The organism is Deinococcus aerolatus (genome assembly GCF_014647055.1).
Lineage (GTDB): Bacteria > Deinococcota > Deinococci > Deinococcales > Deinococcaceae > Deinococcus > Deinococcus aerolatus.
In genome coordinates, this window is the sequence record NZ_BMOL01000001.1 from 550,578 (window position 1) to 565,365 (window position 14,788).

15 protein-coding genes are annotated in these 14,788 nt (G+C 69.1%); 8 read left to right on the forward strand and 7 right to left on the reverse strand.

Annotated features, from left to right (window positions below):
• Window positions 1-2 precede the first annotated feature (2 nt).
• Together IEY31_RS02615 and IEY31_RS02620 are read left to right on the forward strand one after the other, a co-directional pair.
• Window positions 3-1,037, forward strand: a complete 1,035-nt coding sequence (locus IEY31_RS02615) for a response regulator (RefSeq protein ID WP_188968666.1) — start codon at window positions 3-5, stop codon at window positions 1,035-1,037.
• 184 nt (window positions 1,038-1,221) lie between these two features.
• Window positions 1,222-2,577 carry an HD-GYP domain-containing protein gene (locus tag IEY31_RS02620; protein WP_308424303.1) on the forward strand — a complete coding sequence of 452 codons (1,356 nt, stop codon included), beginning with the start codon at window positions 1,222-1,224 and terminating at the stop codon, window positions 2,575-2,577.
• A 56-nt stretch (window positions 2,578-2,633) separates the two neighbouring features.
• Here the strand turns inward: IEY31_RS02620 and IEY31_RS02625 are convergent, their stop codons facing one another.
• Window positions 2,634-3,659, reverse strand: coding sequence for a serine hydrolase (locus IEY31_RS02625; protein ID WP_188968667.1), 1,026 nt, complete (start codon window positions 3,657-3,659; stop codon window positions 2,634-2,636).
• A gap of 48 nt (window positions 3,660-3,707) precedes the next feature.
• Between IEY31_RS02625 and IEY31_RS02630 the strand changes: the two genes are divergently transcribed.
• Window positions 3,708-5,789 carry a S9 family peptidase gene (locus tag IEY31_RS02630; protein WP_188968668.1) on the forward strand — a complete coding sequence of 694 codons (2,082 nt, stop codon included), beginning with the start codon at window positions 3,708-3,710 and terminating at the stop codon, window positions 5,787-5,789.
• A gap of 75 nt (window positions 5,790-5,864) precedes the next feature.
• Here the strand turns inward: IEY31_RS02630 and IEY31_RS02635 are convergent, their stop codons facing one another.
• Together IEY31_RS02635 and IEY31_RS02640 are read right to left on the reverse strand one after the other, a co-directional pair.
• A complete protein-coding gene (locus IEY31_RS02635) occupies window positions 5,865-7,103 on the reverse strand; it encodes an MFS transporter (protein WP_229723264.1) in 1,239 nt (412 codons plus the stop codon).
• A gap of 40 nt (window positions 7,104-7,143) precedes the next feature.
• Window positions 7,144-8,223: an FtsW/RodA/SpoVE family cell cycle protein gene (locus tag IEY31_RS02640; RefSeq protein ID WP_229723265.1), complete on the reverse strand. Its 1,080-nt coding sequence runs from the start codon at window positions 8,221-8,223 to the stop codon at window positions 7,144-7,146.
• Window positions 8,224-8,388: 165 nt separating this feature from the next.
• Here IEY31_RS02640 and IEY31_RS02645 point away from each other — a divergent pair, with 165 nt between their 5' ends.
• From IEY31_RS02645 to IEY31_RS02655, 3 genes are read left to right on the forward strand one after another with little or no spacing between them, the layout of a single operon-like run.
• Entirely contained in the window at window positions 8,389-8,973 is a 585-nt protein-coding gene (locus IEY31_RS02645; RefSeq protein ID WP_188968669.1) for a YceI family protein, read from the forward strand.
• A 7-nt stretch (window positions 8,974-8,980) separates the two neighbouring features.
• Window positions 8,981-9,424 carry a hypothetical protein gene (locus IEY31_RS02650; protein ID WP_188968670.1) on the forward strand — a complete coding sequence of 148 codons (444 nt, stop codon included), beginning with the start codon at window positions 8,981-8,983 and terminating at the stop codon, window positions 9,422-9,424.
• 33 nt (window positions 9,425-9,457) lie between these two features.
• Window positions 9,458-9,628, forward strand: coding sequence for a hypothetical protein (locus tag IEY31_RS02655; protein WP_188968672.1), 171 nt, complete (start codon window positions 9,458-9,460; stop codon window positions 9,626-9,628).
• Window positions 9,629-9,667: 39 nt separating this feature from the next.
• Here the strand turns inward: IEY31_RS02655 and minE are convergent, their stop codons facing one another.
• Complete coding sequence (minE, locus tag IEY31_RS02660; protein WP_188968673.1) at window positions 9,668-9,919, reverse strand: cell division topological specificity factor MinE; 252 nt, start codon at window positions 9,917-9,919, stop codon at window positions 9,668-9,670.
• Between the two features lies 1 nt (window position 9,920).
• Window positions 9,921-10,721, reverse strand: coding sequence for a septum site-determining protein MinD (gene minD / locus IEY31_RS02665; protein ID WP_188968675.1), 801 nt, complete (start codon window positions 10,719-10,721; stop codon window positions 9,921-9,923).
• 147 nt (window positions 10,722-10,868) lie between these two features.
• On the opposite strand from minD, the gene IEY31_RS02670 reads away from it, so the two are divergent.
• Complete coding sequence (locus IEY31_RS02670; protein ID WP_188968677.1) at window positions 10,869-11,861, forward strand: carbohydrate kinase family protein; 993 nt, start codon at window positions 10,869-10,871, stop codon at window positions 11,859-11,861.
• The gene (locus tag IEY31_RS02675) at window positions 11,836-12,774 is read left to right on the forward strand and encodes a pseudouridine-5'-phosphate glycosidase (protein ID WP_188968679.1); all 939 of its coding nucleotides are present in this window, start codon (window positions 11,836-11,838) and stop codon (window positions 12,772-12,774) included. Before IEY31_RS02670 ends, IEY31_RS02675 begins: the two co-directional genes overlap by 26 nt.
• A 116-nt stretch (window positions 12,775-12,890) precedes the next feature.
• Here IEY31_RS02675 and accC read toward each other — a convergent pair whose 3' ends face one another.
• Both accC and accB read right to left on the reverse strand, forming a co-directional pair.
• The gene (gene accC, locus IEY31_RS02680; RefSeq protein WP_188968682.1) at window positions 12,891-14,228 is read right to left on the reverse strand and encodes an acetyl-CoA carboxylase biotin carboxylase subunit; all 1,338 of its coding nucleotides are present in this window, start codon (window positions 14,226-14,228) and stop codon (window positions 12,891-12,893) included.
• Between the two features lie 9 nt (window positions 14,229-14,237).
• Window positions 14,238-14,753, reverse strand: a complete 516-nt coding sequence (accB, locus tag IEY31_RS02685; protein ID WP_188968684.1) for an acetyl-CoA carboxylase biotin carboxyl carrier protein — start codon at window positions 14,751-14,753, stop codon at window positions 14,238-14,240.
• Window positions 14,754-14,788: the final 35 nt, after the last annotated feature.

Consider the following 14,788-nt stretch of genomic DNA (forward strand, 5'->3'; position numbering starts at 1 on the left):
ATATGCCCCGCATTCTCGTGGTGGATGACGACGCCGCCATCCTCAAACTCGTCAGCGTGATTCTCAGCCGCGCCGGGCATGAGGTGCGGACCAGCAACCATCCGGTTGAGGCCCTGGAACTTCTCAAGGTGTTCACGCCGGATCTGGTGATCAGCGACGTGGTGATGCCGTACATGACCGGCCTGGAATTTCTGGAAAAGCTGCGTGACCACGAGCAGCTCTCGGCCACCCCGTTCATGCTGCTGAGCAGCCATGCCGAACGCGGCGACGTGCGCCGGGGCATGAACCTGGGCGCCGACGACTATCTGCCCAAGCCGTTTACCCCGCAGGACCTGACCACCGCCATCGACGCCCGGCTGCGCCGCGCTGGCCTGACCCTGCAGTCCGAGGGCAGCATGCAGGCCAAGGCGCTAGGCACCGCGCAGGTGGTGTGGCAGGGCGCGTCGGTGTCGTGGGTCAGCCGCAAGGCCCTGGAACTGTTTTTCTTCCTGCTGGAGCACAAGGAGGTCACCAGCTGGGAGGCCGCCGAGGCGCTGTGGCCGGAAAAGGACGAGGCCCGCGCCAGTTCGCTGTTCCACACCACCCTGCACCGCCTGCGCCGCAGCCTGAGCAGCGAGACGGTGGTCAGCGCCAATCGCCGCTACGCCCTGGCCACCGACCTGAACCCTGAATACGACGTGTACCGCTACGAACTTCTGGCGGCACAGGCCGAACACGGCAGCCTGGGCCTGGAAGAGATGCGCGAGCTGACCGGGCAGTACGGCACCTTCCTGCCCGGTGCCGACAGCCCCTGGGTGGACGACGTGCGCGCCCGGCTGGAGCAAAAGCAGCTGAGCGTGCTGAGCCTGGCCGCCCGCGCCGCCACGGATGCGGGCAAGGCCAAGGACGCCGCGCAGTTCCACCAGCGCGCCCTGGCCATTGACCCCATGAGCGAACTGGACTGGCAGGGGCTGGCGCGCGCCCTGGACACCATCGGTGACCCACGCGCCCGGCTGGCTGCCCAGCGTGAGGCGTGGTGGGCCGTGGACCTGGACTGAGGTCCAGCCCACCAGCTTGCCCGTGGTGGGCGGGTCAGCATTTCCAGCCCTCTTCTTTCTGGCACCGGGCTGCGTCACCGCCACAGTCTGATGCCCCCTTCCCCCCCAGCAGGCAGGCACAGCGGTTCCACAATTCGCCGCAAAATCATTAAGCTTTCCAGAACGTCGGTGCTACACTCCGGGCGTGTCCTTTCCCGGCGTGTGGTCTCTCTTGCTGTTGTTGCTGGGCACCGGAACCGTGGGCTACGCGGCCTACGCCGACTCCCCCGGACTGATGGCCGGGGCGGGCCTGCTGCTCACCATCGGGGCGTGGTCCCTGGGTATGGCGTGGCGCTGGGCGGCGCTGCTGGCCTACGTTGCGGCCTTTGTCGCCTCGATGGTGCTGCCCGGCACGCCCCCGACGCTGCAGGAACTGCTGGGCGCGCTGCTGGTGATTGGCGGCCTGGGCTACATCATCCTGCGCGAACAGGCCACCGAGCGGGAACTGGCCTGGCAGCGCAACACTGTGGTGGCGCTGCGCAACGGCAGCGAGCGGCTGGCCGAGGCCCGTGACGATCAGTCGATCATCCGCGCCGGAATCGGAATTCTGAGCACCCTGAAGGTCGCGCCCAACCTGGCCTTCGTGGCCTACCGGCAGGGCACGCCGTACATCCTGGCGGCCAAGGGCGCCTACGAGGCGTTTCTGGAACGGCCCATCCATCCCAGCCACAACGACAGCCGCAGCGTGCAGGCCGACCACTGGGTCGCCGAGGAAGCCCTGGACCTGCTCAAGAAGCCGCAGCGCCGCCACTACCACGTCGCGCCGGTTTACGGGCGGGCCTCCAATCACCTGGGCGTGCTGATCCTGACCCGCGACACCGACGTGGCTTTTGACGAGGAGGAGACCTCGGTGGTGGCCTCCTTTGCGCGGCTGCTGGGCGCACAGCTGGGGCAGATCAGCGCCATCCGTGAACTGCGCGACGCCAACGACCTGACCCTGCGCTCGCTGGGGGCGGCCCTGGAACGCCGCGACGACGCCACTGGCGGCCACACCACGCGGGTGGTCAGCATGAGCCTGCGTCTGGCCCGCCGCCTGGGCTGGGACGAGGAACAGGTAAAGGCGCTGCGCTGGGGCGCGTACCTGCACGATCTGGGCAAACTGGCCATCCCCGACGTGATCCTGCACAAGGCCAGCCCGCTGGATGTCCCCGAACGGCAGGTGATCCAGACCCACACCACCGTCGGTTACGAGATGTTGCAGGACCTGCACTTTCTGCCGGCCGAGACGCTGGATCTGGTGCGTTACCACCACGAGCGCTGGGACGGCACCGGTTATCCCGCCCGATTGCGCGGCCAGAACATCCCCGAGACGGCCCGGCTGTTCTCGATTGTCGACGTGTATGACGCGCTGTCCAATGCCCGCCCGTACAAGCCGGCCTGGCCCCGTGAGAACGCGCTGGCCGAGATCCGCTCGCAGGCCGGGCGTCAGTTCGACCCGCAGTACGTCGACGCCTTTCTGCGCATGATGGCCGAGCAGGAAGACACTGTGCTCCTGAGCTGACCCCCAGGGCTGAATCCCGCCGCCGAGTCCTCAGCGCCGGGTGTCCAGGCCCAGACCTACCCTTCCCCCGCCCCCAGCAGCGACAGCAGCAGCGCCGGCGTGACCCCGCGCCTGCCCAGCGGGGAGTCGGTGCCGCGGGCCAGCAGGGCGACCACCGCGCCGGAGCCCAGGTTGAAGCCCAGCCCCGTACGGGTGCCGCGCGCCAGACCGTCGTGCCAGCGCACCTCACTGCCGGCCCCGGAGACCAGCCAGCCGGGAGCCACGCCGCTCAGGTGGCGGGGCAGGCCAGCGGGCCGCAGCAGCGGCAGGGGCGGCGCACCCAGCCGGGACTGGCCGAAGGCCAGCAGGTCTGCCGCCGTGCCGAACAGCCCGCCCGCCCCGGCCAGCGGCCCGAAGCCGGTCACGCCCCCGCCGCCCAGCACGCCGGCGGGCCGCACCACCGCGCTCGCCGGAGCGAGCGACACGTCCAGGCCCAGCGGGCCAGTGACCCAGGAGGCCAGCGCCCGCCCGTAGCCTGCAGCGCTGGCCTCCTCGCCCGCCGCATACGCCAGCGCCAGCGCCAGCAGCCCCGTTCCCAGATTGGAATACGCAAACCGGGGGGCGCGCGAAGGAGGTGCCCCACCCCACCCGGACCAGCGCCCGGCGCTGGCGATCACGTCCGGGGCATTCATGCCGCCGTAGGGATCGTGGAAGCGCGTGAAGACCGTGACCGCCGCCCGCGCCGGGTGCATCGGCAGGCCCGCCGTGTGGGTGGACAGGGCCAGCGGGGTCAGGTGGGCGGGCAGGCGACGGAACGGGCCGCCCAGGCCCGGCAGCGGGGCGTGCCACTCCAGCCGCCCCGCCGCGACCAGCGCCCCGGCCAGCGCCGCCGTGAAAGGCTTGGTCACGCTGGCAAGTTCGAAGACGCCGCCAGCGTCCACGCCGCCCAGGGACAGCGCGGCGTGCTGGCCTGCCCGCCACACCGCCAGCACGCCGCCTCGCCGGAAGACCACACGGGTCAGGCCCAGCAGCGGGCCGGCGTCTGCCCCCAGCACCGCCGAGACGCGGGCCAGCGCCAGTTTCACGGGGTCACGGCGGAACATGGGCGCAGGCTAGCGCCCACCCGCGCCCTCCACTGTTACCCTCTAGCCATGCACTCCCAAGAACAGGCCCGGCCGCCACAGGCCCCGCGCGAACAGGTCCGCCACGACCTCCACGGCGAGCAGCGCCACGACGACTATCACTGGCTCAAGACGCGCGGCAAGGCCGACGCCAGGGTGCTGGGCCACCTGGAGGCCGAGAACGCCTATCTGGACGCGGTGATGTCGCCGCTGCGAGACACGCAGGCGACGATCTACCAGGAACTGCTGTCGCACGTGCAGGAGGACGACGAGCAGCCGCCCGTGCAGGACGGCGACTGGCTGTACTTCACGCGCACGCTGGAGGGCCGGGCGCACCCGGTCTTTCTGCGCCGCCCACTGGCCGGAGGCGACGAGCAGACCCTGCTGGACCTGAACGCCCTCAAGGAGCGCGAGGGCCTGGACAACGTGTGGGTCCACCTGGCCCGCCCCAGTCCGGACGGGCGCTACTGGGCCTACCTGATGGACCGGACCGGGCAGGAGGTCTGGGACCTGCGCGTGCTGGACACGCAAACCGGCGAACTGGCCGAAACCGCCCTGACCGGCCTCAGCGGCTGGACGCTGGCGTGGCACGCGGACAGCGCCGCCCTGCTCTATGCCACCGAGGACGACACCCAGCGCCCCGATAAAATCTGGCGGCACACGCTGGGCCAGCCACAAGACGCCGACGAACTGCTGTTTCACGAGGCGGATCCCATCTTCCGCGTGGGCGCATCCCGCTCGGAGAATGGGCACACGCTGCTGATCGTCAGCGAGGCCAACATGGCGCAGGAGTGGCGGGCGCTGGACGCCCACGACCCCACGGCCACGCCGCGGCTGGTCCTGCCACGCCAGCGGGGCACCGAGGTCATGCTGGCCGACGGCGGCGATCACTGGCTGGCGCTGACCAACGCGGGCGGCGCGGAGGAGTTCAAGCTGGTGAGCCTGCCCCAGCAGGGGGAGATCAATCTCCCGAACGCTGCCGAGGTGCTGCCCTACACCTCCGAGCGTTATCTGACCGGGATGCACCTGTTCAGAAACCATCTGCTGCTCTCCGGGCGTGAGGACGGCTTCACGCGGCTGTGGGTGCTGCCGCGCACCGCAGACGGGTACGGCCCGGCCCGCCGGGTGGAGTTCCCGGAAGCCAGCTACACCGTCCACATCGGCAGCAACCGGGTGTACGACACCGACACGGCGCGCATCCTCTACACCAGCCTGACCCGGCCCACCGAACATCTGGACCTGCATCTGAACACGCTGGCCACCGCGCTGGTCAAGGCCACGCCCGTGCCCAACTACGACGCCAGCCTGTACGTCTCCGAGAGGGTCTGGGCCACCGCGCCCGACGGCGAACAGGTTCCGGTGAGCGTGGTCCGCCGCCGCGACACCGCCCTGCCCGCGCCGACGCTGCTGTACGGCTACGGCAGCTACGGCATCCCCGTCGACCCGGGGTTTTCCATGGCCCGGCTGCCGCTGCTGGACCGGGGCTGGGTGTGGGCCACCGCGCACATCCGGGGCGGCTCGGAGCGCGGGCGGCGCTGGTACGACGCGGGCCGCCTGAGCCACAAGATGAATACCTTTACCGACTTCGTGGCGGCAGGTGAACACCTGCGAGAAGCGGGCATGGCCACCGATCTGGTGGCGATGGGCCGCAGCGCGGGCGGCCTGCTGATGGGCGGGGTGGTCAACCTGCGCCCGGACCTGTGGAAGGCGGCCTTTGTGGGCGTACCGTTCGTGGACGTCCTGAGCACCATGCTGGACGCCAGCATTCCGCTGACCACAGGGGAGTACGACGAGTGGGGCAATCCCAACGACGCGGCAGCCTACGCCACCATGCGCGCCTACAGCCCCTATGACAACCTGAAGGCGGGCTTGTACCCGCACCTGTTCGTGTCCACCGGCCTGAACGATCCGCGCGTGGCGTACTGGGAACCGGCCAAGTACGTGGCCCGCCTGCGAACCCTGCGCGAGCCGGGCAGCGGCACGCTGGTGCTAAAAACCAACATGGGCGCGGGCCACGGCGGCAGCAGCGGCCGCTACGACGCCCTGAACGAGGCGGCGGAGGAATACGCCTTCGCGCTGGCGGCGGTCAACGGGGCACTGCAGCGCGAATGAATTCCGGACTGGGGCGGCAGCAGACCGGACACAACGCGGTGTCGTCAGCGAACAGGGCGTTCGGCCGCCCTGCCCCTAACGCGGGGCTGGGGCCAGATCGCGCAGCGCCCAGCGCAGGCCCCAGGCGGTGACAAATCCGGTGGCGGCCAGCAGCAGCCACGGCAGGGCGGGAAAGCCCAGTTGCGCCCCGGTGTCCACCAGCCAGCCGCCTAGCACGCTGCCCACCGCCCCGCCCACGCCCAGACTGATGGCACTGAACCCGAAGTAGCTGCCCACCTGCTCGGCGGGCGCAAAGCGGGCCGTCAGGGTCTGCTGGGTGGGGTACACCAGCATGGTGCCCAGGCTGTACAGCGCCACGCACAGCAGCAGTGCGCCGAAGCTGGAGGCCAGTGCCATCAGCCCCAGCGCCAGCCCCACCGTGCCCACCGCCAGCGTCAGCACCGTGCGGACGCGCAGGTGACGCTCGGCCAGACGCAGCAGCGGGTATTGCAGCGCCACCGCCAGCCCCGCTGACACCGCGTACAGCGGCCCCGTCGCCTGCGGCCCCGCCAGCGCAATGGCCTTGAGGGTCACCGCCACATTGATCTGCGTGCTGAGCAAAAAGTACCCGATCAGCACCAGCGTGAAGCGGCGAAACGGCACGTTGGCGGCGGCGGCGCGCAACCCGGCCATGCCGCTGCCGCGTGGGCGCTGTGGCGGGCGCACATGCGGCAGGGTCAGGCCCATCAGCAGGGCAGCCAGCAGGTACACGGACGCCGAGGCCAGCGCCGCCACCTGAAATCCCAGCCCCAGCAGCGCCGCGCCGATCAGCGGGCCGGTCACCATGCCCAGGTTGCCCGAGATGCTGGTCAGGCTGAACAGCCGCGAGCGGTGGGCCGGGTGCGTCACCGCGGTGATCGCCGCGTTCTTGGGCGCGTCGAACAGCCCGCCGCCGATTCCCGCCAGCAGCGCGGAGGCCAGCAGCACCGGCAGCGTGCCGCTGAAGGCCATCCACGCGAAGCCCAGCGAGCGCAGCACGCACCCCGCCAGAATCAGCGGCTTCGGCCCCACCCGGTCGGCCCACGCCCCGCCCAGCACGGTCAGGCCCTGCTGCGTCAGCTGCCGCAGGCCCAGCACCAGCCCCACGCTGGCCGCCGCCCAGCCCAGCCCGCCGGACTGGGGCGATCCGGCAAAATGCACCGTGACCAGTGGAATCACGGCGAAGAACCCGCCCCACATTAAAAAATTGGAGATGATCAGGCCCAGCTGTGCTCCCGACAGACGCAGGGGTGGAGGCTGGACAGGGATAGGCGTGGGGGGCACTGCGACCGTCACGCGGACCGCCTCTGCGGCAGCGGCGCGGTGGGCAGGCCGTTCAGATTGAGCCCTCGAAGCGGTCCCGGTACACCACGTAGGCCAGCCCCAGCGTGGCCAGCGTGCTGACCAGACTGCTCAGCCCGTAGCTGATCAGCGGCAGCGTGATGCCGGTCAGCGGCAGCACCCCCAGCGCCGCGCCGATGTTCTCCAGCGCCTGAAAGCCCACCTGTCCCAGCACGCCCGCGAACAGGATCTGGTCCTGCAGGCGCGGCGAGCCCGCCGCCATGCCCGCCAGCCCCCAGAACAGCAGCCCGTACAGCAGCAGCACGGCCAGCCCGCCCACCAGACCCTGTTCCTCGGCCCAGGTGCTGAAGGCAAAATCGGTGTGGGCTTCCGGCAGGAAACCGTTGTGTGACTGGCTGCCCGCCTTGTACCCCTTGCCCTGGACGCCGCCCGAGCCCACCGCAATGGTGCTCTGGATGACCTGATAGCCCGCTCCGCGCGGGTCCTGGTAGGGATCGAGAAAGATGGTCAGCCGCTTTTGCTGGTACGGCTCCAGGCGCGGGTACAGCAGCGTGGGCACGGCGGCGCCCACCAGGATCACGGCCAGCAGCGCGTGCCACCACGGAATGCGGGCGGCCAGCAGCATGATCCCGAAAATGACGCTCAGCACCAGCGCCCCCCCGATGTCCGACACGGCCACCAGCCCCACAGCCGGCAGAAACACCGCCAGGGCCCACAGGTACGTCTTCAGGCCCCGGTACCCGGCCCGCAGCGCCACCGCCAGCATCAGAATCAACGCAAACTTCAGAACTTCCAGCGGCTGGAACTGCAGCGGGCCGATCTCGATCCAGTTGCGCTGCCCGTTGACCTCGCGCCCGATCACGAAGGTGCTGGCCTGCAAAAGTAGCGCGGCCCCGTAGATCCACGGCGCGAATTTATAAACGCGGTCCCGGCCAGCCCACCACAGCAGCGCCAGCGGCACGGCGGCCAGGGCCACACCGATCAACTGCTTGGTGAAGATGCCCGGCGCGGCGCGCGGCGACAACGCGGCGGTGCTGACCGTCATCAGGCCCACCAGCAGCAGCGCCAGGGTCACCAGCGGAAAACGCAGATCGTATTTAAAGGCTTCCCTCACGCCCACAGGCTACGGTACCGGCGGCCAGGGAGGATGGGAACGCAGCCGGAACCGGGACACACCCGGAACGTGCCGTTGAACCTTTTGGATGGCCGCGCCGTAAACCGGGAGAAGCCCTCACCCTTCGCCCATGGCCGCCGCGCCCTTTCCCCCAGGAGAACCCCCATGCGTTACCTGTTTATGCTGCCCGCCCTGCTGCTCGCCAGCGCCGTTGCTGCCCCAGTCAAGTACGCCGTGACCGACCTGGACAACGTGAACGTGATGACCGCCGAGAACGAGACCGACATCGAGAACTTCACGGCCATCACCAACAAAATCAGCGGCACCGTCACGTTTGACGCAGTCGCCAAAACGGGCAGCGCCGATCTGACGGTGGACGGCGCCTCAATCAAAACTGGCGTGCCGGCGCGCGACGGCCACATGGTCAGCAAGGACTGGTTCAATTTCGCCGCTAATCCAGTCATCCGCTTCAAGACGACGCAGGTCACCTGGGTCAGCGGCGACGACTACAAGGTCAGCGGCACCCTGACCATGAACGGTGTCACCAAACCAGTCAGCACCACCGCCCGCGTCAAGCTGACGCCGGCCAACGACGTGACCAAAAGCATGAAAATCCCTGGTGACGCGCTGGCCGTCTCGGTGAAGATGAGCGTGCTGCTCAGCGACTTCGGCGTGCAGCACGCGGCGATCAAGGCTGGGCGCGTTGGCAACACCCTGCCCATCAGCCTCAAGTTCATTGCCTCCAGGTAGGCACGGCGTGTCTGAGAAAAGCCGCCTGAACGCAGGGGCCGTCCTGAAAAGCCTGGCGGCCCTGTGCGCCGTTCTGGCCGCTGTGGCGCTGGTGGCCGGACTGTGGCTGGGCATGCAGGCTCAGCCGGTGCAACTGCTGCGCCCGGCCCCGGCCGCGCAGGCCGATCTGTTCGGCGGCGAGGCAGCGGCGGGCGAGCCAAGCGGCACCCGCATCGGCAGTCCACAGGCCCTGATCATTCGCAATCCGTCGGTCTTCCTGCCCGAGACCGGTGAGGATGGTCTGCGCTACGTGGACGAGCAGCGGCTGACCGAGCTGGGCCTGTACCCCCTGCAACTCAAGACCGTGCGGCTGCTGAGCACCCTGGCGGCGCTGGGTTTCCTGGCCCTTGCATTGGCCCTGTGGCTGGGTGGACGCTGGACCCGCCGGGGCGTCCGGCACGCTGCCAGGTAGGGCGAGCGTGACGCACCGGGGCAGAATGGGAGCTTGAACTTCAAGAACAGCAGGGAGGCCCGGATTTCCGGTCTGGTGTTCAGCGCCGGCCTGGGCCTGCTGCTGGGCGCGGCCACCGCACTGGGGCCGGCGCTGGGGGCGTGTTGGGGCCGGGGCCTGCCGGACAAACAGCAGCCACAGGAGAAACCCGCGCCGCCAGCCTGAAGGGGGCGGGCGGCGCGGGGCCAGACCGGGATCAGGCGCTCAGGGCTTGGGACGGCCCGGCGCGTTCTCGTCAATGGGAATGTTGGCCAGCAGCACCACCATGTCACCGCGCTGCTCAATCTCGATGCTGCTCTGGCCGGTGGGGAAGTAGCGGCGCACCACCTCCAGCAGATCGTTTCTCAGGGCCTCAACCTTGCCCGGCGGAATCTGGGCGCGGTCATAGGCCAGCACCAGTTCCAGGCGGTCTTTCAGGGTCTCCTTGGTGCGTCCGCGCTTGAGCCAGGAAAACACGTCACGCCCCCCCGAACAGTCGTCGCAGGGCGGCCATGAAACCACCTTCCACATCAGGCTTGGGATACGGCACGTCTTCACCTCTCAGGCGGCGGGCCGTGGCTGTAAAGGCCTCGCCCGCACGGGTCTTGCCCAGCACGGCAGGTTCGCCGATGTTGGTGGACACGATGATGCCCTCATCTTCCGGAATCACGCCGATCGGCTTGACCCCCAGGATGTCCAGAATGTCGGCCTCGGACAGCATGTTGCCGCTGGCCACCATCTTGGGGCGCAGGCGGTTGATGACCAGCCGGATCTCGTTGATCTGCTGCGCTTCAAGCAGCCCGATGATGCGGTCGGCGTCGCGCACGCTGGAGACTTCGGGGTTGACAACCACCAGCGCGCCGGTGGCCGGGGCCGCCGCCGTCCGGAACCCCGACTCGATCCCGGCAGGCGAGTCGATCAGCACGCGGTCAAAGCCCTCGTTCTCGATCAGGCCGCGCACGACTTCCTTGAAGACCTCGGGGTCCAACGCGTCCTTGTCGCGGGTCTGGCTGGCGGGCAGCAGGTGCAGGTTCTCGATGCGCTTGTCGCGGATCAGCGCCTGACTCATGCGGCACTTGCCCTCCAGCACGTCAATCAGGTCAAACACCACCCGTGATTCCAGACCCATCACCACGTCCAGGTTTCGCAGGCCCACGTCCACATCGATCACCACGACCTTCTCGCCCAGCCGGGCGAGCGCCGCCCCGATGTTCGCGGTGGACGTGGTTTTTCCCACGCCACCCTTGCCTGACGTGACCACAATTGCCTTGGCATCCATTGTCCGGCAGTGTAGCGCCTGCGACGCCGGGGCGTGGGCGCAAGGTCCGGCAGCCGTGTGGGCGCGTGTCCGCGCCGGATCCGCCCGAATCTGGTCGACGACACGCCCGTCCCCTCAGGCCCCAGGCCCCGCTACCATACCGGCCATATGCCTCCCCTTCCTTCTCCCCAGGTGATTGCGGTCGGTGGCGCCAACATGGACCTCAAGGTGCAGACGCTGGCCCCCGCCGTGCCCGGCACCAGCAATCCGGGGCGGGCCGCGCAGACCCCCGGCGGCGTGGCCCGCAACGTGGCCGAGAACCTGGCCCGCCTGGGCGTGCGCGTGGCCCTGCTCTCGGCGGTGGGCACGGACCCACTGGGTGACACCCTGCTGCGGCTGGCGACAGAGGCGGGCGTGGACGTGGCGCCCACCCTGCGCGTGCCCGAGGCCGTCACGGGAACCTACACGGCGGTGCTGGACCGCGGCGGCGAGCTGCTGATCGCGGTGGCGGCGATGGAGATCATGCATGCCCTGACCCCGGCGGCGGTGGCCGGACAGGAGGCCCTGCTGCGCGGCGCGGCCTTTGTCGTGGTGGACGGTAACCTGCCTCTCCACACGCTGGAGGCCCTGCTGCGGCTGGGCGCCGAGGCTGGCCCCAGGATCGTCTTCGAGCCGGTCAGCGTGCCCAAGGCGGCGCGGCTGCGGTCCGCTCTGGACGGCGGGGCCGCGCCGTGGGCCGTGACGCCCAACCTCGGCGAACTCGCGGCGCTGGTGGGGGCAGAGGTGGCCGACAATACTCTGGCCATCCGTGAGGCGGCGCTGATCCTGCACGGGCGCGGCGTGAACGCCGTGTGGGTGCGGCGCGGCGTGCGCGGCAGCCTGCTGTCGGTGGCGGATGGGTGGCATGAACTGCCTGCCCTGAAGGCCGAGGTGGTAGACGTGACCGGAGCTGGAGACGCCATGCTGGCCGCGTTTCTGGCGGCGCTGCTGGCCGGGGAAACGCTGCCGGACGCGGCGCGTGAGGCCCACGCGGCGGCGGCCCTGACCGTGGAAAGCGCGCAGACGGTGGTGCCGGGCCTGACACGGGCGGCGGTGCAGGAAAGGCTGTTTACCGGACTGACGTACCCTGTGGCCTATGAGCCGCCACCCGATCCGTCCTGAAGTCGCCGCCCTGATGGACCTGACGCCCGAGGTGGCCGCCGCGCTGGAAGCGGGCCGGCCCGTGGTGGCCCTGGAAAGCACCATCATCAGTCACGGCATGCCGTACCCGCAGAACGTGGAGATGGCGCGCGGCGTGGAGGCCATTGTGCGCGAGAACGGTGCGACGCCCGCCACCATCGCCGTCCTGGGCGGACGCCTGAAAGTGGGCCTGAGCCCCGACGAACTGGAACTTCTGGCGACGGACAAAAACGTGCAGAAGATCAGCACCCGCGATCTGCCGGTGACGGTGGCGCTGGGAGGGCACGGCGCCACCACCGTGGCCTCCACCATGCGCATCGCGTCGCTGGCGGGCATCCGCGTGTTCGCCACAGGCGGCACCGGCGGCGTGCACCGGGGCGCGGGCCAGACCATGGACATCAGCGCGGACCTGCTGGAACTGGCCCGCACGGAGGTCTGCGTGGTCAGCGCGGGCGTCAAGAGCATCCTCGACATCGGCCTGACACTGGAAGTTCTGGAGACCCAGGGCGTGCCCGCCATCACGCTGGGCGCGGATGAATTCCCTGCCTTCTACTCTCGCCGTAGCGGCTTCGTCTCGCCCCTGAGCGTGCAGAACGAGGCCGAGGCCGCCCGCGTGCTACACGCCAAGTGGACGCTGGGCCTGGGCGGCGGCGTGATGCTCGCCAACCCCATTCCCGAAGACGCCGAGATTCCCGCCGGGGAGATGGCCGGCCAGATTGAACAGGCTCTGGCAGACATGAACGCGTTAGGCCTGACCGGTAAGGACACCACGCCGTATCTGCTGGGCCGCATCGTGGAAATCACGGGCGGGCGCAGTCTGGAGACCAACATTGCCCTGGTGCGCCACAACGCGGCGGTGGCCGCACGGGTGGCCGTGGAGTACGCCCGGCTGTAGGGGCCAGCGGGCGCAGGCGCCGCAGGCTCCAGAAAGACCCGGCGGCCACGCTTCCCGGCGTTTGTCGCCGCAGAAGGTGCCCACCGGGAACCTGGCCGCCAGGACCAGCGCCGCGCCTACATGTCCATGCGCGTTTTCAGGAAGTTGGTCATGACCGCCCCGCGCTTGTAGAACGGGTTGTCCATGATCTTGACGTACAGCGGAATGGTGGTCTTCGGCCCCTGAATCACGGTCTCTTCCAGGGCGCGTTTCATGCGCGCAATCGCCTCATCACGGGTGTCGTGCCACACGATCAGCTTGCCGATCAGGCTGTCGTAGTGCGGCGGGATCACGTAGCCGGTGTAGCAGTGGCTGTCCACGCGCACACCAGGGCCGCCTGCGAAATGCACGTCGTTGATCTTGCCGGCTGCCGGGCGGAAATCCTTGGAGGGATCTTCCGCATTCAGACGGCACTCGATGGCGTGGCCGCGCAGCACCACGTCCTCCTGCTGCAGGTTCAGGCCGTGGCCGGAGGCAATTTCCAGCTGCATGCGCACCAGATCCAGGCCGCTGATCATTTCACTGACGCAGTGTTCCACCTGAATGCGGGTGTTCATCTCCATGAAGTAATAGTTGCCGTCGCGGTCCACGATGAACTCCAGCGTGCCGGCCCCGGCGTAGTTGACGTGCTGCGCGAGACGCACGCCCGCCGCCAGGATCTCCTGCCGCAGGCTGTCGGGCAGGGTGCTGGGCGCCTCCTCTATCAGTTTCTGGTTGCGCCGCTGGATGCTGCAGTCGCGCTCGCCGATGTGGATGACATGGCCGTTGCCGTCTCCCATCACCTGCACCTCGACGTGCCGGAACTCCTCCAGGAATTTCTCCATGATCAGGGCCGGATCGCTGAAGTACAGCCGCGCCTCTTCCTGGGCCTGCGCGAAACCCTTCTTCAGCTCATCCTGGGTGCGGATGACCTTCTGGCCGCGTCCACCGCCGCCCGCACTGGCCTTGAGCAGCACCGGGTAGCCGATCTGCTTGGCAGCCAGGACAGCGGCGTCCAGGTCCGCCAGAACGCCGGTGCCGGGAACGACCGGCACGTTGGAGTCGGCGGCGATCTCGCGCCCGCCGGCCTTGGAGCCCAGCGCCCGCATGCTCTCGGGGGTGGGCCCGATAAAGACCAGCCCGTGCTCACGGCACATCTCGGCAAAATCGGGGTTCTCGGCCATGAAGCCGTAGCCGGGGTGAATGGCCTCTGCGCCGGTCATCAGGGCCGCCTGGAGAATGTTGGGAATGTTCAGGTACGACGCGTTGCTGGCCGGCGGCCCCACGCACACGGATTCGTCGGCCAGCAGCACCGGCAGGCTGTTCTCGTCGGCAGTGGAGTACACCACTACCGTCTTGACGCCCAGCTCACGCGCCGTGCGGATAACGCGCAGGGCAATCTCGCCCCGGTTGGCGATCAGGATTTTCTTGAACATAACCCGCCCTTACTCGATGAGGAACAGCGTCTGGCCGTATTCCACCGGCTCGGCGTTCTTGACCAGAATCTCGCGCACCACGCCACCCGTCTCGGCCTCGATCTCGTTCATCAACTTCATGGCCTCGATGATGCACAGCACCTGTCCGGCAGTCACGCTGTCGCCCACCTTGACGTAGGGCGCGGCGTCCGGGCTGCTGCTGGCGTAGAAGGTACCCACGATGGGCGCCTTGACCGGCGCACCCTTGCTGACGCTGGGCGCGGGCGGGGCACTCCCGGCAGGCTCGGCGGCGGCCGGAGCGGAGACGGCAGGCGCTGCCGGGGCAGGCGGGCTGTCGTGTGCTGCCTCAAAGGCAGGGGGCCGGGCGGCGGCAGGGGCGCCGGGCGCCTGCACGGGTGCGGGGCCGCCGCCGGCCTGCGGGCCGCGCTTGAGATCAAGAGAAAAGCTGCCAGTCTGGAGACTGAATTCGCGGACATCGGCGGCTTTCAGGGCATCGAGCATCTGTTTCAGGTCTTCCGGGTTCATGGCCCCTCCTCGTGGTGGTGACAGGTGGTGGTAAC

Bases quoted from the DNA above. Each gene is read 5' to 3' on its own strand.
- accB (WP_188968684.1), bottom strand. From the start codon at position 14,753: ATGAACCCGGAAGACCTGAAACAGATGCTCGATGCCCTGAAAGCCGCC.
- IEY31_RS02630 (WP_188968668.1), top strand. From the start codon at position 3,708: ATGCACTCCCAAGAACAGGCCCGGCCGCCACAGGCCCCGCGCGAACAG.
- IEY31_RS02625 (WP_188968667.1), bottom strand. From the start codon at position 3,659: ATGTTCCGCCGTGACCCCGTGAAACTGGCGCTGGCCCGCGTCTCGGCG.
- IEY31_RS02670 (WP_188968677.1), top strand. From the start codon at position 10,869: ATGCCTCCCCTTCCTTCTCCCCAGGTGATTGCGGTCGGTGGCGCCAAC.
- IEY31_RS02675 (WP_188968679.1), top strand. From the start codon at position 11,836: ATGAGCCGCCACCCGATCCGTCCTGAAGTCGCCGCCCTGATGGACCTG.
- IEY31_RS02615 (WP_188968666.1), top strand. From the start codon at position 3: ATGCCCCGCATTCTCGTGGTGGATGACGACGCCGCCATCCTCAAACTC.
- IEY31_RS02645 (WP_188968669.1), top strand. From the start codon at position 8,389: ATGCGTTACCTGTTTATGCTGCCCGCCCTGCTGCTCGCCAGCGCCGTT.
- minD (WP_188968675.1), bottom strand. From the start codon at position 10,721: ATGGATGCCAAGGCAATTGTGGTCACGTCAGGCAAGGGTGGCGTGGGA.
- accC (WP_188968682.1), bottom strand. From the start codon at position 14,228: ATGTTCAAGAAAATCCTGATCGCCAACCGGGGCGAGATTGCCCTGCGC.